Source organism: Streptococcus equinus, from assembly GCF_049393805.1.
Classification (GTDB): Bacteria; Bacillota; Bacilli; order Lactobacillales; family Streptococcaceae; genus Streptococcus; species Streptococcus equinus.
In genome coordinates, this window is the sequence record NZ_CP185763.1 from 615298 (window position 1) to 637693 (window position 22396).

22 protein-coding genes are annotated in these 22396 nt (G+C 36.9%); 2 read left to right on the forward strand and 20 right to left on the reverse strand.

What is annotated here, in order from left to right; genetic code table 11:
* Positions 1 to 29: 29 nt before the first annotated feature.
* The 13 genes from yqeH to ACN0NP_RS03065 form a co-directional block, all read right to left on the reverse strand.
* Positions 30 to 1148, reverse strand: a complete 1119-nt coding sequence (gene yqeH, locus ACN0NP_RS03005) for a ribosome biogenesis GTPase YqeH (protein WP_423217530.1) — start codon at positions 1146 to 1148, stop codon at positions 30 to 32.
* Positions 1148 to 1675, reverse strand: coding sequence for a YqeG family HAD IIIA-type phosphatase (locus tag ACN0NP_RS03010; protein ID WP_033153249.1), 528 nt, complete (start codon positions 1673 to 1675; stop codon positions 1148 to 1150). Before ACN0NP_RS03010 ends, yqeH begins: the two co-directional genes overlap by 1 nt.
* A gap of 105 nt (positions 1676 to 1780) precedes the next feature.
* Positions 1781 to 2401 (reverse strand): DUF4230 domain-containing protein, encoded by a 621-nt coding sequence (locus tag ACN0NP_RS03015; protein ID WP_423217531.1) that lies wholly within the window; start codon positions 2399 to 2401, stop codon positions 1781 to 1783.
* A 262-nt stretch (positions 2402 to 2663) separates the two neighbouring features.
* Entirely contained in the window at positions 2664 to 4052 is a 1389-nt protein-coding gene (locus ACN0NP_RS03020; RefSeq protein ID WP_423217532.1) for a DHA2 family efflux MFS transporter permease subunit, read from the reverse strand.
* A 9-nt stretch (positions 4053 to 4061) separates the two neighbouring features.
* Entirely contained in the window at positions 4062 to 4478 is a 417-nt protein-coding gene (locus ACN0NP_RS03025; protein WP_024343600.1) for a MarR family winged helix-turn-helix transcriptional regulator, read from the reverse strand.
* Positions 4479 to 4616: 138 nt separating this feature from the next.
* Positions 4617 to 5525 (reverse strand): DMT family transporter, encoded by a 909-nt coding sequence (locus ACN0NP_RS03030; protein WP_423217533.1) that lies wholly within the window; start codon positions 5523 to 5525, stop codon positions 4617 to 4619.
* 171 nt (positions 5526 to 5696) lie between these two features.
* Positions 5697 to 6608 (reverse strand): DMT family transporter, encoded by a 912-nt coding sequence (locus ACN0NP_RS03035; RefSeq protein WP_045798495.1) that lies wholly within the window; start codon positions 6606 to 6608, stop codon positions 5697 to 5699.
* A gap of 173 nt (positions 6609 to 6781) precedes the next feature.
* On the reverse strand, positions 6782 to 8224 hold the full coding sequence (gene gatB, locus ACN0NP_RS03040; protein WP_021143052.1) for an Asp-tRNA(Asn)/Glu-tRNA(Gln) amidotransferase subunit GatB: 1443 nt from the start codon (positions 8222 to 8224) through the stop codon (positions 6782 to 6784).
* On the reverse strand, positions 8224 to 9690 hold the full coding sequence (gene gatA / locus ACN0NP_RS03045; RefSeq protein ID WP_024343597.1) for an Asp-tRNA(Asn)/Glu-tRNA(Gln) amidotransferase subunit GatA: 1467 nt from the start codon (positions 9688 to 9690) through the stop codon (positions 8224 to 8226). The genes gatB and gatA overlap by 1 nt, the downstream gene beginning before the upstream one ends.
* On the reverse strand, positions 9690 to 9992 hold the full coding sequence (gene gatC / locus ACN0NP_RS03050) for an Asp-tRNA(Asn)/Glu-tRNA(Gln) amidotransferase subunit GatC (RefSeq protein WP_004233135.1): 303 nt from the start codon (positions 9990 to 9992) through the stop codon (positions 9690 to 9692). Before gatC ends, gatA begins: the two co-directional genes overlap by 1 nt.
* A 285-nt stretch (positions 9993 to 10277) precedes the next feature.
* Positions 10278 to 11063 (reverse strand): GTP-sensing pleiotropic transcriptional regulator CodY, encoded by a 786-nt coding sequence (codY, locus tag ACN0NP_RS03055; RefSeq protein WP_021143055.1) that lies wholly within the window; start codon positions 11061 to 11063, stop codon positions 10278 to 10280.
* Between the two features lie 204 nt (positions 11064 to 11267).
* Positions 11268 to 12482 carry a pyridoxal phosphate-dependent aminotransferase gene (locus tag ACN0NP_RS03060; protein WP_045798493.1) on the reverse strand — a complete coding sequence of 405 codons (1215 nt, stop codon included), beginning with the start codon at positions 12480 to 12482 and terminating at the stop codon, positions 11268 to 11270.
* A 36-nt stretch (positions 12483 to 12518) separates the two neighbouring features.
* A complete protein-coding gene (locus ACN0NP_RS03065; protein WP_423217534.1) occupies positions 12519 to 14261 on the reverse strand; it encodes a glycerophosphoryl diester phosphodiesterase membrane domain-containing protein in 1743 nt (580 codons plus the stop codon).
* A gap of 329 nt (positions 14262 to 14590) precedes the next feature.
* Between ACN0NP_RS03065 and ACN0NP_RS03070 the strand changes: the two genes are divergently transcribed.
* Positions 14591 to 15043: a universal stress protein gene (locus tag ACN0NP_RS03070; protein ID WP_021143058.1), complete on the forward strand. Its 453-nt coding sequence runs from the start codon at positions 14591 to 14593 to the stop codon at positions 15041 to 15043.
* An 82-nt stretch (positions 15044 to 15125) separates the two neighbouring features.
* Here the strand turns inward: ACN0NP_RS03070 and ACN0NP_RS03075 are convergent, their stop codons facing one another.
* Positions 15126 to 16529: a Cof-type HAD-IIB family hydrolase gene (locus ACN0NP_RS03075; RefSeq protein WP_423217535.1), complete on the reverse strand. Its 1404-nt coding sequence runs from the start codon at positions 16527 to 16529 to the stop codon at positions 15126 to 15128.
* Between the two features lie 70 nt (positions 16530 to 16599).
* Between ACN0NP_RS03075 and ACN0NP_RS03080 the strand changes: the two genes are divergently transcribed.
* Positions 16600 to 17562: an asparaginase gene (locus ACN0NP_RS03080; protein ID WP_423217536.1), complete on the forward strand. Its 963-nt coding sequence runs from the start codon at positions 16600 to 16602 to the stop codon at positions 17560 to 17562.
* Positions 17563 to 17627: 65 nt separating this feature from the next.
* On the opposite strand, the gene ACN0NP_RS03085 is transcribed toward ACN0NP_RS03080, so the two are convergent.
* The 6 genes from ACN0NP_RS03085 to recG all read right to left on the reverse strand — a co-directional run bounded on the left by ACN0NP_RS03085 (position 17628) and on the right by recG (position 22317).
* A complete protein-coding gene (locus ACN0NP_RS03085; protein ID WP_024343593.1) occupies positions 17628 to 18131 on the reverse strand; it encodes a DUF2975 domain-containing protein in 504 nt (167 codons plus the stop codon).
* A gap of 202 nt (positions 18132 to 18333) precedes the next feature.
* Complete coding sequence (locus ACN0NP_RS03090; protein WP_021143062.1) at positions 18334 to 18543, reverse strand: helix-turn-helix domain-containing protein; 210 nt, start codon at positions 18541 to 18543, stop codon at positions 18334 to 18336.
* 11 nt (positions 18544 to 18554) lie between these two features.
* The gene (locus tag ACN0NP_RS03095) at positions 18555 to 18770 is read right to left on the reverse strand and encodes a hypothetical protein (RefSeq protein WP_004233156.1); all 216 of its coding nucleotides are present in this window, start codon (positions 18768 to 18770) and stop codon (positions 18555 to 18557) included.
* Positions 18771 to 18786: 16 nt separating this feature from the next.
* Entirely contained in the window at positions 18787 to 19290 is a 504-nt protein-coding gene (locus tag ACN0NP_RS03100; RefSeq protein ID WP_423217537.1) for a DUF2975 domain-containing protein, read from the reverse strand.
* Positions 19291 to 19343: 53 nt separating this feature from the next.
* Positions 19344 to 19811, reverse strand: coding sequence for a hypothetical protein (locus ACN0NP_RS03105; RefSeq protein WP_423214982.1), 468 nt, complete (start codon positions 19809 to 19811; stop codon positions 19344 to 19346).
* 490 nt (positions 19812 to 20301) lie between these two features.
* Entirely contained in the window at positions 20302 to 22317 is a 2016-nt protein-coding gene (gene recG, locus ACN0NP_RS03110; RefSeq protein ID WP_423217538.1) for an ATP-dependent DNA helicase RecG, read from the reverse strand.
* Positions 22318 to 22396: the final 79 nt, after the last annotated feature.

The window sequence follows — 22396 nt, forward strand, 5'->3', positions numbered from 1 at the left end:
GACTTGAACTTCCTTTCTTTTTATTTTCCTTAAATCAACGCTTTACGAAGAATAACAGCCACACCTTCTGGCGCCCAAGCTGCAATCTTCACAGGTTTATCTTGTGAGGCTTTAATACGAATCCAACCAAGTCCTGAATAAACTACATCCATTTTATCTTTGATGGTAAATTCATGACGGACCAATTTTGGAAACTCAGCCAATTCTTTATCACTTGGTGGTGTCAAAAGACTACCAACGTGTTTGTCGTAAAACGCATCAGCGCCAGCTAATTTAGTACGGTGTAATTTCAAATTATTATCAAAATAAGCTGTGAAACCTTGTTTGTCACCTGAGATAAAATCAAAACGTCCCAAACCAGCTAAGAACAAAGTTTGTTCTGGATTAAGTTGGTAAGTTTTTGGTTTGATTTCTTTTTTCGGGCTGATGTATTTTAGATTCTTATCGCCAAGGTAGTGCGCCATTTGGTGACGGTGAATGATACCTGGTGTGTCAAAAATGTAAGAACCATCATCCAGAGGAATTTCAATCTTATCAAGCGTTGTTCCAGGGAAACGTGATGTTGTGATAATGTCTTTTTCACCTGTGATTTCTTTGATAATCGCATTGATAAGTGTTGATTTACCAACGTTTGTAACACCAACGACGTAGACATCACGACCTTTGCGCAATTTTTCAATCTTTTCAATCAAGTCTTTGATGGCTTGATGGTTTTGGGCACTTGTCAAGATAACATCAACAGGACGAAGTCCTTCTTCATGTGCACGTTCAGTCAACCATTGAGTGACTTTACCAGTTTTGACTGATTTGGGTAAAATGTCTTTTTTATTTCCGACAAGTAGGACGTCGTTACCAGAGACAAAACGTGACAATCCAGGGATAACTGAACCGTTGAAATCAAAGATATCCACAACATTAACCACAAGGGCATCACTGTCACCAACTTCGTGAAGAAGTTTCAAGAATTCATCATCAGTGATATGCACATCAGTGATTTCGTTATAGTGACGTAGTCTAAAACATCTTTGACAATACAATTCACCAGTTTCAAGCCCTTTTTCAAGTGCTGCTTTTGGTGTGTATCCTGCTTGTTCTTTATCTTCAGTTTGAATTTTGGCACCACAGCCAATACATAATAATTCTTCCATTAAATTCCTTTTTGATATTGAATTTTTCCGTATTTTTCTTCAAGTTTGGCCCAAACACGGCGTTCACGCCAGCGATTAATTCTAGTATTCCAAGCATCAGATTTAACCAAAGGTTTTACCAAAACAGACTGAATATCAGCACGGTGAGCCGCACGGATATCTGTCATCAATTGGTCACCAACCATGATAACTTCATCTCGATCAAATCCATAACGCTTGATTGCCATATTAATTCCTCGTGTGAAAGGTTTCATGGCGCGACTGACAAAGTCGACACCAAATCGTGACACGGCACGATCCACACGTGAATGGCTGTTATTTGATACGACAACCACCGAAATATCCGCCATAGTCATTTCATCCAACCACGCGCGAACTTCTGGTGTGCCATCTGGGTTATTCCATGCAATCAAAGTATTATCCAAATCTACTAAAACGGCATGAATCCCATGTCGCAACAAATCATCTGCTCTTAAATCATAAACTGCCTCAACCACGAAGGTCGGCCTATAATCGTCTATACTCAAATTACTCTCCAAAAAAATATATTTTACTATTTATTTTAACATATTTGCCAAAATATGGCGAATTGAAAAAAGCTCTTACTATGAAATAGCAGAGCTCATTTGTAATTAATCATAAACAAATTCAAGTGTGCAATCCGGATATGCTGATTGGAATAAATTATTATAGTAATTTTCAGCAGATTCTTGAATTGTTTCTTTATATTGTTTTAAATATTTTTTCTGTTGTTTATTAGATAATCCTTTAGTAGCTGCCTCCGCAGTATCTACATCTTTTGTAGAGTAGCTAAGAATGCCATTATCTTTACTGTAAAGTGTATATGGCTCTTTAGAATCCAATTCTACTCCTATAACTTCGAATTTTGGTATATGAATTGTGAAACTATTCTCACCATTTTCTTGAATTGAAACAGGTTGCTTAATTCCCAATTTTGCTGAATAGTTTAAAATAATGATTGCCTTTTTTTCAGAATATGGAATTTCCCAACCAAACTTTTTTTGAACATTTGAGATAGTATCCACCTTTTGAATTCCTACATTCAAGAATACAACCTGATTCACCTTTTCAATGTATTTTACCATTGAATATGATTCTGTGGTTTGATTTCCTTTAGAATTACTATTTGAAACTCCAAGGAAGTAAGCTCCAATAAAAACAAGAATAGCAATTGCTATCGCCCATACATAAACGGTGAATTTAAAACCAAATATCTTTTTCAAAATCTTCATCTTATTCTCCTATTTCTTCAAATACCAAATAAGCAACGCCACAACAAGTATTGCTAAATAAGGATTTAGGAATAATAATGCTATAGCGACAATAACAGCCAAAGAAGTTACTAATTTTTTCATATCCTACCTACTTTTACTATTGTAATATAGAATGTAATTTTATCTTAAAATAGTATATATTCAAGTCTTTTGCTTGTCAATCGCTTCTGTACATTTTTTGAAAATCCATCAAAAAAGAGTGACAAAGCACTCTAAAAAATTAATTTTCTTTACCATCAACAACTCTAAATAAGATAATCAATTCAATAACAGCTAAGACAAGCAAAATGATAAAGGCATTTCGTGACCCTCTAGCCGTTGCTTCTGAATAGCTGATACTTGTGTTTGATTGACTGAGCGCAACAACCAAGGATGCAACGGTCGTTCCAACTGCGCCAGCAAATTGTTGCAAAGTATTAAAGATAGCATTGGCATCTGCTCGTTTGTCTGAAGTTACTTGTTTTTGACCATTTGTCATAATATTACCAAAGGCAATTCCGGTACCTGCCATTGATAGAATATAGATAACAGTCAACCAAGCATTCGGTAAATGCAAGGCCAAAATACTAAAGAGACAAAGAGCAAAGGCAAGTAAACTAACCCCAAAAATAATTGGCTTTTTAGCACCTAAACGGTCTAAAATTCTGCCGCTAAATGGTGCAAAGCAGGCACCGATAATTGCTCCTGGAAAGACTAAAAGACCTGCGACAGTTGAACTTGAATGATTTACTAGCTGAATGTAATTCGGGATAATAAAGGACATTCCTAGATTGACAATTTGAAACAGGAAGAAAGCAATGACATGTCCAGCAAATTTACCATTTTTAAGAATAGATAAGTTAACAATTGGCTGTTCTAGATGTGAAGAACGTTTTACCAAGACAAGAAGACCAGCAATTCCAACTACCAATCCTCCTAAAACAGGCACACTAAAGAAATCATATTCAGCCAAATTATTAATTCCTAAAATCAGCCCGACAAATAGGCAAAGAATAGCTATAACGCTAATTAAATCCAAACTTTCACGCGCCACTTTATTTTTTTGTTCAATAGATGTTACCCCTAAAATTAAAGAGATTAACAAAAGCGGGGTAAGCAAGACAAAGATAAAACGCCATCCAAAATGTGATGAAACAAATCCGCCAAATGTTGGACCAATCGCTGGTGCGACCGCTGTAATCAACGTTCCCACTCCCATCATCGTACCGATTTTACTCATTGGAACTTGGTCCAAAATAATATTAAACATCAAAGGAAGCGCAATTCCGACTCCAATCCCTTGAATGACACGCCCGACCAAAAGCAAAGCAAAACTTGGAGCAACGCCATCAATCAAGACACCCAATATAAACAGCAGGTTAGCTGCTAAAAAGACTGATTTTGTCTTAAATGAACGTTTTAAGTAAGCTGACAAAGGCACAACTGACGCAACAACCAAAAGATAAATCGTTGTCATCCATTGAACCGTTGATGTGTTAATATTAAATTCTTTCATCAAAGTCGGGAAAGTGATATTCATGGCAGTCTCAACTACGACACCGCAAAATGACAACATTCCTGCACCGACAATAGCCCTAATAACTTTTGCTGAAATTTTTTCTTCCGACATATTTCCCCCTTATTTTTCTTTGATGTAATAACGCAATATCTTTTCAAAAATAGCGATTTCTTCTTCTGTAAACTGATTTTCTAGCTCAGCATTTTTACTCACAAAATAATCTTGGCAAGCATCAACTAAAGCCAATGCTTTTTCAGTTAAATGTACCGACTTTTTCCTAGCATCTTTTTTGGAAGATTGGCGATAAATTAACCCCTTTTTCTCCATTCGTTGCAAAAGTACTGTCGTTGTTGAACGCTGAATATTAAACTCTTTTTCAATATCTTGTTGAAAATATTCTTCTTTCCAATCATGGCTCAAAAAATCAATAATCGACATTTGTGTTCCCGTTAAGTCATAAGGCTTAGCAAACTTATCAAACTCACGACTCAACTGATTGCTTGCTATTTTGACCATGCGTCCAATATTTTTTTCCATCGCAATCCTCCTTAGTTTTTTGTTAGCCATCTAACAGTTAGCGAGCTAGCAATATATATTATAAAAACATCACTAATCATTGTCAAGATTGAAAACAAAAAAAAACACAGCAAATAACTATCGCCATGTTTTTAAGTATTATCGTAAGCGTCTGCGTAATGCTATTAAATCTCTTAGTGAGATGAGAAGCACAGCAACGATAATCAGTAGCATTCCAAGAAAATCCATTGGATAAAAGACATCATGCATCAGAATAACTGTGAACACAACAGATGAAATCGGCTCAACTGCCGCCATCAAACTTCCTTTGACAGAACCAATAATTGCTGTTCCCATAAAGAATAAACTGTAGTTAAGAATTGTCCCGATACCAATGATACCAAAAAGTCCAATCAAATTTCCTTGATTTAAAACAAGTGGGTATTGCCAAGCTTGCGTTGTAAAAAATGAAATTGTCCCACCCATGAGCATCCCAAGTCCAATGACTGGGAAACTACCATATTCACGGACATATTTTGCTGGCAAAACAACACAAAAAGCTGCTGTGACAGCAGAAAGTAGACCAAAGACAAGTCCTTTAGGAGTAATCGCTAAACCATCTAGACGACCGTGTGTCACAATGATAAAAGTTCCTAGCACAGCAAAGAAAATCGCTAAAAACTCATTGATTTCTGGAATTCGTCTTTCTTTTAATGCGACAAAAAATAAAACAACAATCGGTGACATGTATTGTAAAACCGTCGCTGTCCCTGCATTGGTATAATCAATTGCCACTAAGTAAGAATACTGGTTCATCAAGAACCCAAGTATGGCAAAAAGCAAAATTCCTAAAAGCGCTCCTTTTGAACGCAAGACTTTCACCAAATTCTCTCTATATTTTGTAGCAGCAATGGCTGTCAACACAGTTCCAGATATCAGCAAACGCATGCTAATCAGCTGACTAACATTCATTCCACGAGACATCAAAAATTGCCCGCAGACCCCAGAAAGTCCCCAAGCAATCCCTGCGATGAATACCATGATGCTTCCTTTAAGATTTTTATTCATGTTATTAATCACTTTCTCCAATAATGTGCGAGTACCAGTATAACACATTTACTAAAAAGACGTCATGACTCTGACACCATGTTTTCATAAAATAATCTTTCTAAAAATTCTTTATTACACGAATACTAAAAAAGTTATGACTGCACCTAAGCAACCATAACTTTTAAATCATTATTGATGTAATTGTTTATTCACTACAACCAAATCACGTAGCGAAATCAAAATAACTGCTGCAATGATGAAAATCATTCCAAGAAAATCCATCGGGTAAAAAATTTCATGCATGACCGTTACTGAGAAAAAGACAGAAGATACTGGCTCGATAGCTGCAAGTAGACTTCCCTTGACTGGACCGATAATACAAGTTCCCATCAAGAACAAGCTATACGCAAAAACCGTACCAACGATGATAATCCCAAACAGACCTAGCAAATTTCCAGGATTTAGCACCAGCTTATATTGCCATGGGTTTACCAAAATTGGAAAGGCAACGCCACCCATAAGCATTCCAAGACCAATCACCGTGAAACTTCCAAACTCACGAATCAATTTTGCTGGCAAAATAATATAAAACGAATAGGTTACCGCAGAAAATAATCCCCATGCAAAACCTTTTGGAGTGATTGCTAGCCCATCAAGATGACCGTGTGTTGCAATGACAAAAGTCCCCAAAATCGCTAAGATAATCGCTAAAATTTCGCTTCCTCTTGGTAGCTGTTTTTTTCTCACAGACACATACGCCAACACAAGAATCGGCGCCATGTACTGGATAACCGTTGCTGTACCTGCGTTTGTACTTTCAATCGCTCTTAGATAGGCATATTGATTCATCACAAGACCAATCAAAGAAAAAATAGCAATACCGCCAAGTGTCTTTAAGGACGTTACAGCCTTAATAAAAGTCTCTCGCTGATTTAGCGCTGCAATTGCCGTCATTATCACCCCAGAGATAATCAAGCGCACACAAGATAATAAATCAACATTCATGCCATGAGCCATTAAATATTGCCCAGAAACACCAGAAATTCCCCATGCAGTGCCTGCAATAAGCACCATCAAACTTCCTTTTACATTTTTACTCATTCTTACATTGTTCACCTTACCAATAAAAAATCCAGAACCAAGTATAACACATTTAAAATCGATAAAAAACACTATCACAGCAACTTTTTACAAAGTAATCTTTCTAAAAATTCTATTAATTTTTGACAACAAAAAAATCACCCCGAAGGATGATTTTTAATGACTTATTCTACTTAGTCTTCTTTCAATTTTGCCAACTCTTGTGCCAACAATTTAAGGGCAACTTGTGGGTTAGCTTTACCTTTTGTAGCTTTCATCAAGAATCCAGTAAAGGCTTTGTCAGCGTTACGTTTACCAGACTTGAAGTCAGCAACAGCAGCTTCATTATCTTCAAAGACTTGGTGGATGATTGGGATAAGCACAGCAGGGTCAGAAATTTGAACCAAACCAGCTTCTTCAACGTATTCACGCGCTGAACCACCATTTTTAGCCAAGTGAACAAATACTTTCTTGGCGATTTTTGATGAAATTGTACCATCAGCGATGATAGCAAGCATTTCAACAAGATTTTCTGGTGTCAATGAGATTTCTGAAAGTGTTTTGTTTGAGCTGTTAAGGAATTGAGCTACTTCACCTTGCAACCAGTTAGAAACGTGTTTAGCATCTCCACCAAGAGCAACGGCACTTTCAAAGAAGTCAGATGTTTCTTTTGTTGCTGTCAATTGTGCAGCGTCATAAGCTGTCAAACCAAATTCATTAATGTATTTAGCACGACGTTCTTTTGGAAACTCTGGAAGAGTTTGACGCATTTCTTCAATCCATTCGTCAGACACTTCATAAAGTGGTAGGTCTGGTTCTGGGAAGTAACGGTAATCTGATGCACCTTCTTTAACACGCATCAAGATTGTTTCACCAGTTGATTCATCGTAACGACGAGTTTCTTGTTGAATTTGACCACCTGAACGAAGCACTTGTGCTTGACGTTTTTGCTCGTAGATAAGACCTTTACGAACGTTGTTAAATGAGTTCAAGTTTTTCAATTCAGCTTTTGTACCAAATTCTTCTTGACCGTAAGGACGAAGAGAAATGTTGGCATCCACACGCATAGAACCTTCTTCCATCTTAACGTCAGAAATACCAGTGTATTGGATGACTTCTTTAAGAGCAGTTAGGTAAGCGTAAGCTTCTTCTGGTGAACGCATATCAGCTTCAGATACGATTTCAATAAGTGGCACACCTTGACGGTTAAGGTCAACATATGAGTAACCATCAGTACCGTGAGTGTTTTTACCAGCATCTTCTTCCAAGTGAGCACGTTCGATACGAATTTTCTTAGTTGAACCATCTTCAAGTTCAATTTCAATCCAACCGTTGTATCCAATTGGTTCATCAAATTGTGAAATTTGGTAAGCTTTTGGATTATCAGGATAGAAATAGTTTTTGCGGTCAAAGTGCATGTTTTGGTGAATGTCCATGTTAAGGGCTAGCGCTGCTTTAATACCAGCATCGATAACACCTTTGTTCATAACAGGAAGAACACCTGGGAATGACCAGTCGATAACGTTTGTGTTTGTATTTTGGTCGTTACCAAAATGTGTTGATGTCGGTGAAAAAATCTTTGAATTAGTATTCAACTCAACGTGGACTTCAAGCCCGATGACTGTTTCAAAGTTCATTATTTGTCACCTCCAAAAATAACGGGTTGTTGTTTGTGATAATCAGTTGTTGCTTCAAATGCAGCTGCAGCTTGATAGATTGTTTCTTCACTGTATTTTGGACCAATCAATTGCATACCAACTGGAAGACCTTGAGCAAATCCAGCAGGAATTGAAATACCTGGAAGACCAGCCAAGTTTACAGGAATTGTCAAAATATCAGCCAAATACATAGAAACAGGGTCGTGATTAAGTGTATCTAAGCCAAATGCTACGCTTGGAGCTGTAGGACCTAAGATAAGGTCATAGTCAGCAAAGATTTTTTCAAAATCACGGATAATCAATGTACGAACTTGACCTGCTTTTTTGAAGTAAGCATCGTAGTAACCTGATGACAAGCTAAATGTACCAAGCATGATACGACGTTTAACTTCATCACCAAATCCTTCGCTACGTGTGTTAACGTAGATATCTTCAAGGTTGCTATAGTTTTCTGTACGATAACCATAACGGATACCATCAAAACGTTGCAAGTTTGAAGATGCTTCTGATGATGCAATGATATAGTAAACAGCTACACCATATTTACTGTGTGGAAGACTAACTTCTTCAACAGTTGCACCAAGTTTTTCAAAGTGTTTAGCAGCTTTAAGAATTGTTTCTTTAACTTCTGGGTCGATACCTTCACCAAGATATTCTTTTGGAAGAGCAATCTTCATACCTTTAATATCTTGACCGATTTTACCAGTGAAATCAGGAACTTCACGGTCAGATGAAGTAGCATCTTTAGCATCATGACCAGCAATGACGTTCAACAATTGTGCATTTTCTTTAACTGTTTGGGCAAATGGACCAATTTGGTCAAGTGAGCTACCAAATGCAATCAAACCAAAACGTGAAACACGTCCGTAAGTTGGTTTCAAACCAACAACACCATTGAAGGCTGCAGGTTGGCGAATAGAACCACCAGTATCAGAACCAAGTGACAAACGAACTTGACCAGAAGCTACTGCAGTTGCAGAACCACCAGATGATCCACCAGGAACTTTAGTTTGGTCCCAAGCGTTTTTAGTTTTCTTGAAGTATGATGTTTCAGTAGAACCACCCATGGCAAATTCGTCCATGTTTGTTTTACCGATAACAACCATATCTTTACCGTAAAGTTTTTCAACAGCTGTCGCATCAAAAATTGGTTCGTAGTTATAAAGCATTTTAGATGCTGCAGTTGTCAAAATACCACGAGTTGAAATGTTATCTTTAACTGCCAAAGGAATACCTGACATCACATTATCAGCATCAATTCCTTTTTCATCGATTGCAGCTGCTTGTGCAAGCGCAGCTTCTTCAGAAACAGTGATGAAAGAATCAACAGCTGCTTCACGTTCTTTAATATCTTCAAGTGTTGCTTTTGTCAATTCAACTGCTGAGATTTCTTTATTGACAAGAAGATTGTGCAACTCATCAATTGATTTTGTATTAAATGACATTATGCATCTCCTCCGTCTTCTAAGATAGCAGGCACTTTAATATAGTAATTTTCAGATTGAGGCACGTTTTTAAAGAGCTCATCACGATCATCACCAGCTACTGCAACGTCTTCACGCATAACAGTCTTACGATCTGCCATTGTCGTTGTTACAGGGACTCCCTCTGTATCAACTTCATTCAAGAGTTCTACCATATCTACAATCTTAGACAAAGTTGTCGCAAATTCTGTTGTTTCTTCATCAGAAAATGACAATTTTGACAGATTTGCCACATGACGAACTTCTTCTTCAGAAATTTTCATCTCTATCTCTCCTTGATTAATTTAAATCGTAAACCAAATTTACAATATAGTCCCTAAAATTATACCACATTTTACTTTTCTTTAACACGTAAAAGAAAGTGAGAAAGCTCTTCCATGGAAAATTTCACACTTTTTTAAAAACAAAAAAGAAGCTAGGTCAACCTGCTTCTTTTTCTTAACAATCTTTACACTTAAAACCATCTCATGACTTAAGCGTAAACTGATTTTTTCTACTGTACCATAATCTCAGTAGTTATCCCCTAGCACTAGTGCTTAGGATAATAATTAATTGTATTCTTTAAGTTTGTCGAAGATACCTTCATTGATAACTTTAAGGTAAGTACCTTTCATACCCAATGAACGGCTTTCGATGATACCAGCTGATTCCAATTTACGTAGGGCATTAACGATAACAGAACGTGTAATACCAATACGGTCAGCGATAACAGATGCAGTCAAACGACCTTCTGTACCATCAAGTTCACCCAAAATAGCAGATACTGCTTTCATTTCTGAGTAAGATAGTGTGTTAATCGCCATGTTAACAGCTGTTTGTTTACGAATTGTTTCTTCAAGGTTTTCAGTTTGAAGGTTAAGTAATTGGATACCAACTACTGTAGATGCGATTTCGACAAGGATCAAATCATCTTCTGAAAATTCTTTATCATTACGCCAAATGATAAGAGAACCAAGACGCATACCGCCACCGTAGATTGGAGCGATAGTTGTTAATCCATCAGGGTAAATATCTTTTGATTCAACTGGGAAGATTGTCAAATCATTATCTACAGACAAGTTAGCTTCAGTATCGTAAACACGACTAGCCGCTTTTACGTATTCTTCAGGGAATTGTTTCGCTTGAAAGAATTCTTCAACACGGTCAGTATTTGTTTTATACTTCATTGCATAACCAAGAAGGTTTCCTCCTCCGTTGATAATGCAAGAGTTACAGTCAATGATGTCAGCAAGTTGAGCAGCCATTGTGTTATATGGTAATTCGGTATCAAGGCTATCAACTGAGCGTTGCAAAATTGACGTAATCTTTCTAGTTTTTTCTAATAAATTCGGCATTTTCTACTTCCTTTGCGTTATTTGCGTTACAATTATATCAAAGGAACCCTTATTTTGCAAACAATTATCTGAAAATTTCTTTATCTTCTGATAATTTTGTAAGCGCATACTTTTTAAACTGAATTTAATCAAAAAAAATCATTAGAACGTTCGTATTTAAAGCCTTATCAAAGCAAAATACGATACCGTTCTAACGACTAGGTCTTAACGTTTATATTGACTAAGAACACGTGTTAATTTCTCTTGAACTTCTGCCAATTCTTCAACACGTGGCAAATATACAATTCGGAAGTGGTCAGGTTCAGTCCAGTTAAAGCCTTTACCTGGAACCAACATGACTTTTTCTTGTTTTAACAATTCCAAACAGAACTGTTCATCATCATCAATCTGATACATGTCTCGATCAATTTTAGGGAAGATGTAAAGTCCTGCTTCTGGTTTTACAGCAGATAAACCAGGTACTTCATTAACAGCTTTATAAATGAAGTTACGTTGTTCGTAGATACGTCCTCCAGGAATCAACAGTTCATCAACTGATTGATAACCCCCAAGAGACGTTTGAACAACATTTTGTCCTAATACGTTTGCGCAAAGACGCATGTTAGCTAACATGTTAAGCCCTTCAATATAACCCTTCACATTATGTTTAGGGCCCGATAGAACCATCCAACCAACACGGAAACCACAGATTCGGTGTGATTTTGATAAACCATTCATAGACACACAGAAAACATCTGGCGCTAAGCTTGCAATAGCAGTGTGTTTCTTACCATCCATTACTAATCGGTCATAGATTTCATCCGCAAAGATAATCAAGTCATTTTGACGGGCGATTTCTACAATCTCTTTTAGCAAATCATCTGGATACAAAGCTCCTGTTGGGTTGTTTGGATTGATAATAACAATAGCTTTGGTATTTGAGGTGATTTTTGATTTGATATCATCGATATCTGGATACCAGTTTGCCTTTTCATCACAAAGGTAATGAACTGCATTACCACCTGCAAGACTCACACAAGCTGTCCACAATGGATAGTCAGGCATTGGCACTAAAACTTCATCACCATCATCAAGAAGAGCTTGAAGTGACATTGAGATAAGCTCAGAAACACCATTTCCTAGATAAATATCATCGATATCCACATGTGGAAAACCTTTTAGCTGACAATATTGCATGATAGCTTTACGAGCAGAAAAAATCCCTTTACTATCAGAATAGCCTTCACTGTTACGAGCATGCGCAATCAAATCGCGGATAACCTCGTCTGGAGCTTGAAAACCAAAGGCAGCTGGATTTCCTGTGTTAAGGCGAAGAATTTTTTCGCCGTTGGCAATCATACGATTAGCTTCATCAAGAATCGGCCCACGAATATCGTACGCCACATGTTCTAGCTTTGAAGATTTATCAAATATTTTCATAGATTATACCTCGTTTCAAATATTATAAACTTTCCTTTATAAATTTTCAATCCAAGAAAGATTCATAATTTGCAAAAAATAATCAAGATAACTGACATCCGATGTAAGGTCTTTTTGAGCCTTTCTAACTGAACTTGTGTAGTCCGTAATAACACCATCAGCACTAGTCTTCAGGTACCTTTCAATGTCATCTTTTGAATTGACCGTCCAGACAAAAATTTTCTTACCATTTTGATGAACTTTGTGCGCTAAATATTCGTTATATGAGAAGTCTTCAATCGCATAAAAATCCATTTTAGGACTCAAAGAATCACCAACTTGAAATGAAATAGTGTGCCCGACTGCCATGTCTGGAGCAATCTTTTTCACTTTTTCTGCAGCCTGTAAATCAGATGACATGACCAGAGAAGACTTGTCAATTTTTAGTGATTTCATTTTATCAACGAAAAGTTGGGCATAGTTAGCTGGCTCATTGCCAGTTGTTTTTAACTCAACCAAAAGTTTTATTCCTAATTGATTAGCTTTAGCAACATAGTCATCAAAAGATGCAATTTGTGAATTGTGGCTTCCCTGCTTAGTTTTTAAACCAATGACTTCTTTAGCCTTAGAGTTTGAAATAGTGATATCTTTACCAGTCAGACGTTTGAGGTTATCATCGTGGCTGACAATAAACTGACCGTCTTTTGACAAGACGATATCCAACTCTGAATAATCTGCTCCAGCTCTTGCTGCCGCTTCAAGAGATTCAATAGAATTTTCAACACCTTTTGGTGACATCCCGCGATGACCAACAACAGTCACGTCGTGTGCTTGTTTTCCCGTAGCTTTTAAGGCATTATAGGCAAAACCAAGACCAAAAACGAGTAAACACAACCCTGCTAAAGCTAACATGCTATGTCCGTTTTGAGAATTTGTCACACAGTCATCGTTTTCTATTGTTTTCACCAAATAAGACATAGAAAATAGTTTAAACAGTAATCGGCCTGCAAAAAATATCAGCCAAATAACTGTCAAAAATAGTGCTGTTCCCCAAAAACTTCTAGCACCGCCATCAATTAAGCTAGCAAAAACAACTACCATGCCACTAAGAAGTCCCATACCAAGTAGGATAGCTAAGCCTATAAAAACAATCCCAAAAGCTCTAAAAATCTTCTTGCCACGCGTCAAGCTCAATGATTCTTTCATGCACCAACCAAAATGTTGGCTTTCATTTTTGACCGCAAGCGGAATGGTATAAATAAAACGGAGATTAAGGTAACTAAAGACAAGATAGAAAGCACAAACTGATAATTTAACAAAATCAGGTGCTTTGGATACCCATGTCATAAAGCTTGGAATGTAAAGATTTTCCAAAAAAGACGCTGCCACTAAAAAGCGCAAAAACGGAACCAGTAAAGCTAAATAGCTTAGAAACGCCAAAAAATGCTTACCAGAAATTGTTTTTGAAAACTTTTTACTTTTTTCTTTTAAAGAAGACCTTAAAAATTGCCATTTCAATTCTTTATGACAAATGACTTCAACTAGCATTGACAGTTCAAGATAAGTTAAGAATGCTAACAAGAAAAGATGAACCAAAAGTGCAACTAGTAAAAGCGGATTAGTCAAGAAAGAGTTAACATAATCGATATTTATCGCTGGAACTCGAGAATGAATCACAAGCATCTTAAAAAACAAAGGAAGCATGTAAGCTCCGATGGTTGTGAAAACTAATTGAAACAAACCTGCTCTCAAAAGATAGGATTCTTTATTTTTTCTAAAATCTTTTAAAACTTTCCTCATACCTCTAAGCATTTTTCTCCTCGCTTTTTCTATTATAGCAAAAATATTCAGAAAAATTCCTTAAACGCTTTCATTTTTAAAACAAATAGGTTATAATACTTTTAGGGATATTTCTTTAGATAAATGTAAGCGTTTAACGCTACCTTATCTTATCCCGTCTAGCTTATTAAAATTATTGATATGGGCAGGAAGTTTGGAATGCGAAATGTTGTTACGTTTTAACAACAGACGGATAACTAACCTTAGTTCTCGATAAACCAAGATTTCTTACCAGTCCTATGTTTTCGCTTGATTTTACGCTCTTGCTAGCATAATTAAGGAGGCAGCTTATGTCACATCATTATGAAAAAATCCTAGTTGCTATTGATGGTTCTTACGAATCAGAATTGGCTTTTGAAAAAGGGGTAAACGTTGCACTACGTAACGACGCAGAGTTACTACTTACACACGTCATTGATACACGCGCACTTCAAAGTGTTGCAACTTTTGACACTTATGTTTATGAAAAACTTGAACAAGAAGCAAAAGAAGTGTTGGATGACTATGAAAAACAAGCTCGCGACAAAGGTTTAACTAAAGTCAAACAAGTCATTGAATTTGGTAATCCTAAGACTCTCTTAGCACGTGATATTCCTGACAAAGAAGGAGCTGATTTAATTATGGTTGGGGCTACTGGTCTTAACACATTTGAACGACTTCTCATCGGTTCTTCATCAGAATACATCATGCGCCATGCAAAAGTCGATTTGCTAGTTGTTCGCGATAGCGAAAAAACATTCTAAGTCTTGATTAATATCAATTCTCTTTAATAATAATTTTTAATCAACTATTCTATAACTAAACTACGAAAAAAACCAAGTTGGTCTAATGACTAGCTTGGTTTCTTTTTTTACGATTAAGTGATTTTTGAATTTGGCGATCAAGCTCACGCTTAATAGCAGGTTCTGGAGCGAATTTTTCTTCCCAGTCATCTGGTTTTAAAATTTTATGTGTGACTGGATCAAAATGCGCTTGACCATCAGGGAATAGTTTTCCCATATTAGATTCGTGAACAATTTCAAAGAATGGTTTTGGATCGACTCCCATTAAAACAAATGAACCATAAGTAAGGTATAAAAGATCTGTCAAAGCATCCACTTGACCGACAAGTGGTGTTTCTGGGTGTTCTTTACTTTCAACTTTTTGAACAGCCTTATCAACAGCTTCGTGCAAATTAGAAATTGATTGTTTGAAAGCTTGTGGATTTCCCTTGCTTGTTGCATATAAGAATTCAACAATTTCTTCCACTTTAAAATCAGAACGATGATCTGCTTCTTCAAGTCCATATAACCTTGGTACTTCGCAAGTCTCTCCATCCATTTGATGGTGGAAATCTTTGACCTTGTTAAAGTTGTCATCTTGACTATCAAATCTTTCTCCGACTTTAACATGAATCAAACCATAATGCGCTAATGCTTTTGAAATACCGTTGTTATTATTAGAGTCAGTCGTGTAAGTAGCAGCTTCTTTAACAGCTTCTTCTGCATTCCCCATGGCAACACCGATACCAACTCCAGACAACATCTCCATGTCGTTGTCAGAATCACCAAACGCCATGACCTCATCTAAAGTAAAGCCAAATATATCACCAAGTCGTTCAACACCTTTAATTTTTGATTGCCCTTTTGAAATTAAATCTGCTGAATAAGGGCTACTACGTGTCACCTTGATATAAGGAAAGGCATTTTGAATATCAGCCGTTTCACTCTCAGTTGCTACAAGAACAACTTGATAAACAGGCTGACGCATGATTGCCAATAACGCATTTAAATTTTGCGGTTTAAATCGTCGGATAAAATGCTTAAAACTTCTCTCTACTGCTTTTGCCCAACGCTTTGGCACAATTGTACTCACAATTTGTCCAAAATGACTTGTCCCAATACCAATGATACGTGATCCAACTAAGCCAGACGCGGTACCCAAAGAAATTTCGCGACGATGGTCATTTGCATAACGAATCAAACGATAAACCGTTGAGACCGGCATCTGTTTATGATAAAGCACCTGATCTCGAGTAAAAATGTATTGTCCGTTATAGGTAATGGCAAAGTCTAAACCAAGATTTTCAAGATAGGGTTGGACAAAACCAGGACCACGTCCCGTTGCCACTCCAACAAAAATCCCTTGGCTTTTCAGACTTTTAATGGCTTTTTGCGTTGATAGCTGGACATTTTTACGGTCGTTTAAAAGTGTTCCGTCGATATCAAAAAAAACTGCTTTTATTGACAAAGCATTTCTCGCCTTCCTTCTTTATGTTAAAATAGATTATATCACAATTTTAAAAGGAAGTTTGATTGTCATGAAAAAAATCCTTGTTCTACATACTGGTGGAACTATTTCAATGCAGGCTGACGAAGCTGGTCATGTTCGTCCTGAAAATGATAATCCGATGAATCATGTCGGTGTCAATCTTGATAGCATTCAAGTGACTGCACTTGATTTTTTTAACGTGCCTAGCCCGCACATTACCCCAAAACATATGCTAAAACTTTACCAAAAAATTAAAGAAGAAGCTGATAATTTTGATGGTGTTGTTATCACTCACGGTACTGATACGCTTGAAGAAACAGCTTATTTCCTTGATACAATGGAAGTTCCAAATATTCCAATCGTCCTCACAGGTGCCATGCGTTCCTCAAATGAACTAGGAAGTGACGGGGTTTATAACTACCTCAGTGCTCTTCGTGTTGCAAGCCATGATAAAGCCGTTGGAAAAGGTGTTTTAGTGGTTATGAACGATGAAATTCACGCGGCAAAATACGTAACAAAAACACACACAACTAATGTTTCAACCTTTAAAACACCAATTCATGGACCACTAGGAATCATCATGAAACACGATATTCTATTTTTCAGAACTGCTGAGCCGCGTGTTCGTTTTGATTTACAAGATATTTCTGGTACTGTTCCAATCATCAGAGCATATGCCGGTATGGGGGGCGACGGTATCATCAGTTTCTTAAACCCAAGCAATGTTCAAGGTGTTGTTATCGAAGCGCTCGGTGCTGGAAATATGCCACCACGCGCTGCTGAAGAAATCTATGACCTCATCAAGCAAGGCGTTCCAGTTGTCCTCGTCTCACGCTGCTTTAACGGTATTGCAGAGCCTGTTTATGCATACGACGGCGGTGGTGTTCAACTTGCAAACGCTGGTGTTATGTTTGTCAAAGAACTTAACGCCCAAAAAGCCCGCTTAAAACTCCTTATCGCCTTAAACGCAGGCTTAAAAGGGCAAGAACTAAAAGAATATATCGAAGGATAAAAAATCCACACAAAAAAGCTGAAATCCGAATCTGGACTTCAGCTTTTTTATTTTTTAATATATTCTTAAACTGTAAATTCATTTTCTTCAGCTATAATATTAGCTTCTTTTAAAATCATCGAAAAGACCCAAACAATAAACGCTGCTACTAGATAAGCCCAATTCACAAAAGATAAAACGCCTGAGCCTGAGCAAAGGCTTTGAAACCAACTATCTAAAAATGCAAGAGAAATAAAATTATACACAACATAACGAGCTAGCCTAACATTTTCAGGGGTAAAAATATTGTTATCAATAATATTTTTAAAGAACATTTTTACAAAAATAAGAAGCGCAATCCAAAGAATTGAATTCATAGCAAACAAACTAAGAAATGAGGTTGAATGCAACAATTTTTCTGGAATATTAACATCAAGTACAAGACCATTCCCAGATTGATTAGTCAAATCCATATGAGGATGAGTTAGCGAAAGAATGATTCCAACCATTGTCGATAGCGCAATAAGAGCAATTGCAATACTGATGATTACATTAGCAACTTTCAAAACTTGATAGTTTGTTTTTTTCATGATTCTCTCCTCAAAATACCTTTTTATTATGCCATACGTCGCTTGCGAAGCCATTTACTAATCACAACAGTTAAGGCTAAAACACCACAAACTGAAAAGTCAATTGTCATATTACTTGTATTGCTTTCATTTGTCAAGGTGTTTTGGAAATTAGTTTCATTCTTACAAAAAAGTTGAAATCCAAATCTGGACTTCAGCTTTTTTATTCTTCATCAGGAATATATTCTAAAATATCACCAGGTTGACAACCTAATTCACGGCAAATAGCGTCCAAGGTCGTTAAGCGAACTGCTTTTGCCTTTCCTGTTTTAAGAATTGATAGATTGGCATTGGTAATACCAACACGCTCTGCCAACTCTCCTGATTTCATTTTACGTTTTGCTAGTTCAACATCAAGATTAATTTGAATCATATGACTACCTCCTAGTCATCATTTTTTATTATTGTTTTAGAAAATGGTGTGTGATGTGTTTGAATAAACTCTTCCAACGATTGCTTCTCTACTTTATCATTTTCATCATCAATATTAACATATCCACATGTGACAAACTCACTATTATTTACAATTGTAGAAGCTACTGTGACAAGAGCAAATACTGCAACAAGTACCATAACTGCTTTTTTCAATTTTTTACCCATCTCAAATCTCCTTCAACTAAATCGTAAATTCATTTTCTTCAGCGATAACAACAGCTTTTTCAAGAAGTTTTGCAAACACCCAAATAAGAAGTGCAGCAAAGATAAATGTTAAATTGATGAAACCAGATCCATTAACAGCAAACACTGCTTCAGAACCACCATCAAATGAAGCCAAAAGCAAGAAGAGACTTGCACGTTTAGCTAGTGTGACATTTTCTGTAATAAAAATTTCATCTGCAATTAAGTTCTTCAAAAATTTACGGATTGTTCCTAGAAGTAAGAACATCATAACAGTACTATACAACATTGTCAGTAAAGATACATAATCAAATGTTCCACTCATTAGCGTAAAACTCCAACCGTTGCTAAATTCATGTTGGCCGACAAATGAACTGTTACTTAAAAATAGTGAAAGAATCCCACCTGCTACAAGTGCAACTATTCCAAAAATATTTACGCCGTATAAGAAAGTTACAAAGTTTAAAATGTATTTAAATTTTTTAGTATCGTTTTTCATCATTTTTCTCCTCTGGGTTTTAATTGATAATTGGTAAGATGATAATGATTTTAGGGCTAAGCCATGTGACGTGAGCGTAGGTATTTAACAAGTAGAAAAGCAAGGACAAAGTAACTGCAAATTGAAAAGTCAACAATAACATGAGCTTGGTGCATTGATGTTGATAAAGTATTTTGAAGAAATGAGACAACAAATGTAAAAATGCTAGCTTGTTTCAAGAAAAGGTATGTTTTATCAGCTAAAATATCTTTTACTGTAAAGTTTGCGATAAAGTGTTTTAGTTTTGTTAGCCCGTAAATCATTGCTGAATTTGTCAAAATTGTCAAAGCTGTGACTAACCAAGTATTTGTATCTTTGCCAATCGCCCACTCAATCGCACCGTAATGACCTGCATTTACAGTATCGTAACCATAGATATGTGAAATCAAGTCAGCAAGAATTGTTAATACTAAAACAACATTTGTGACGTTAATAGCAACTTTAGCAACAGTTTTTACAGCAGTTTCGATAGTTTTTGTGTTCATGATAAATCTCCTTATAGCTTGTGTCATACTGGATATTTCGAGCTCAATGATAATCCGTTTTGCAATATAAAATTATTCTTTTTCGAAAATCTTTTATCGTTTTTCGATATATTTAGTATACCACAAGTTTTTCGTTTTGCAACACTTTTTTATCGAAAATCGATATTTTTTTATTTTTTTGCGTTATTTTTAACAAAAATAGACTTTTTCTATGCTTTTCAGACAAAAAAACTCAGCCATATCAGGCTGAGTTAAATTCTTTCCATGGTCTTACGTCTCTTATTGCGGGTAATTCTACTGCCATAGCGAAATATCAAAAAAGAGTACTCCTTCTAGCTTACTTACCGTAAGCTGGTTTCACGTGGATTGTTTTGGCAAAATACTTCTTGTAGGTTACTTTAACTGTCATAAGCTTTACCTCTCATTTATTTAGTAAAGTCATTATAAAAAGGAAAGCTTAAGCTTTCCTTGCAAAAAACTTTCAATAACCTTAATCGAAATTTCCTTTATCTTTGAGATTTTGGCTAATGACTTGCCACTGTGGATTGCTTTTCCAATCTTTTTCTGAAACAATCTGACTTGCAACGCGCCTTGCCTCTTCAAGAATATTATAATCTTCAACGATATCAGCCACTTGGAATTCTGGAATTCCTGATTGGCGTGTTCCGAAGATTTCACCTGAACCACGCATTTTAAGGTCAGCTTCTGCCAAGACAAAACCATCTGTGGTTTCTGTCATGATTTTCATGCGTTCCTTACCTGTCTGAGTCTTAGGATTTGCGACTAAAATAGCATACGATTGTTTTTGCCCACGTCCGACACGCCCGCGCAGCTGATGTAGCTGACTAAGCCCAAAACGATCAGCATCCATGATAATCATGATAGTTGCATTTGGCACATTGACACCAACTTCAATAACTGTCGTTGATACCAGAACCTGACTTTTTTGCGCCTTAAAATCTTGCATGATGGCTTCTTTCTCATCATTTTTCATGCGACCATGCATCAAAGCAACTTCAGCTGTTCCATCAAAATAAGCAGAAAGTTCTTCATGCAAAGCAATAGCATTCTTCAAGTCAAGTGATTCTGATTCTTCAATCAAGGGTGAAATCACATAAGCCTGAGCACCTTTTTGGAGCTCTTTTTTCACCCAATCAAGTACAACCTCCAATTGTTCATGCTTCACCCAACGTGTAATAATTGGTTTTCGACCTGCTGGCAATTCGTCAATGATTGAAACATCCATCTCACCAAAGGTAGTAATGGCGAGCGTACGAGGGATAGGTGTCGCAGTCATCATGAGCACATCAGGATTTTCCCCTTTTTCACGGAAAATACGACGCTGATTAACTCCAAAGCGATGCTGCTCATCCGTAATGACAAGTCCCAGACGATGGTAGCTCACCGCATCTTGGATAAGCGCATGCGTTCCTACAATCATGTCCACAGAACCGTCAGCAATCGCCGTAAGAGCTGCTTTCTTAGCCGCTGCTTTCATTCCCGATGTCAAAATAGCAATGGATAAATCAGGAAAGAGCTGCGTCAGACTCTCAAAATGCTGCTCTGCTAGAATTTCTGTTGGCACCATCAAAGCAGACTGAAAACCAGCCGTATACGCAGCATACATGGCAAGACTAGCAACAACAGTTTTACCCGAACCAACATCCCCTTGCAAAAGACGATTCATGTGCCCGCCAGAGCGCATATCAGACAAAATGTCACTTAGACTTCGTTTCTGACCACCCGTTAGAGTAAATGGCAGAGCTGCAATCTTTTCAGCCACTTTCTTCTCGTCAAAAGCAATCGCAAGACCATTTGCTTCAGATTTGTTATCAGCCTTCAAGACTTGCAGATTCATTTGGAAATAAAAGAGTTCTTCAAACTTGATACGTCGAAGAGCTTGCTTGTATTCGGCTAAATCTTTTGGAAAATGCATGGCAGCTGTTGCTTTCGCTCGACTCAGCAAACGGTATTTCTCCAAAAGCACCTGCGGTAAATTCTCAGGCAACCAGTTTTGAGCACCAATTTCAAAAGCTGACTTAATAGCTTTTACCAGCGCCGTCTGTGAGATGCCTTGCGCTACTCGGTAAACAGGCTGCATATCGTCTTCCACCTGCGCTAAAATCTTCATTCCTGTCACTGCAGATTTTAGGGCATCCCATTTTCCGAAAATCGCCACATCACTGCCAAGCTCTATCTTGTCAGAAAGATAAGGTTGGTTGAAAAATGATACCGCAATAACAGCCTCGCCTTGTCGAATTTTAAAGGACAGACGGTTACGCTTATAACCATAATATTGTACATTAGCTGGTGTGACGACTGTACCAGTGATAACAGCCTTTTCACCATCAACTAAATCTAAAACACTTTTACTCTTAAAATCTTCATATCGAAAAGGATAGTAAAGCAGCAAATCTTCAATCGTATAAATATCTAACTTATGAAACTTCTCTGCTGACTTCGGTCCTATTCCTTTTAATTCCACAATTGATGATTGTAAATTCATAAAACCTCACTTTTCTATTATTATAACAAAAATAGATTCTAAATCGCTGTAAGACTTCTCACAACGATTGTAGAATCTG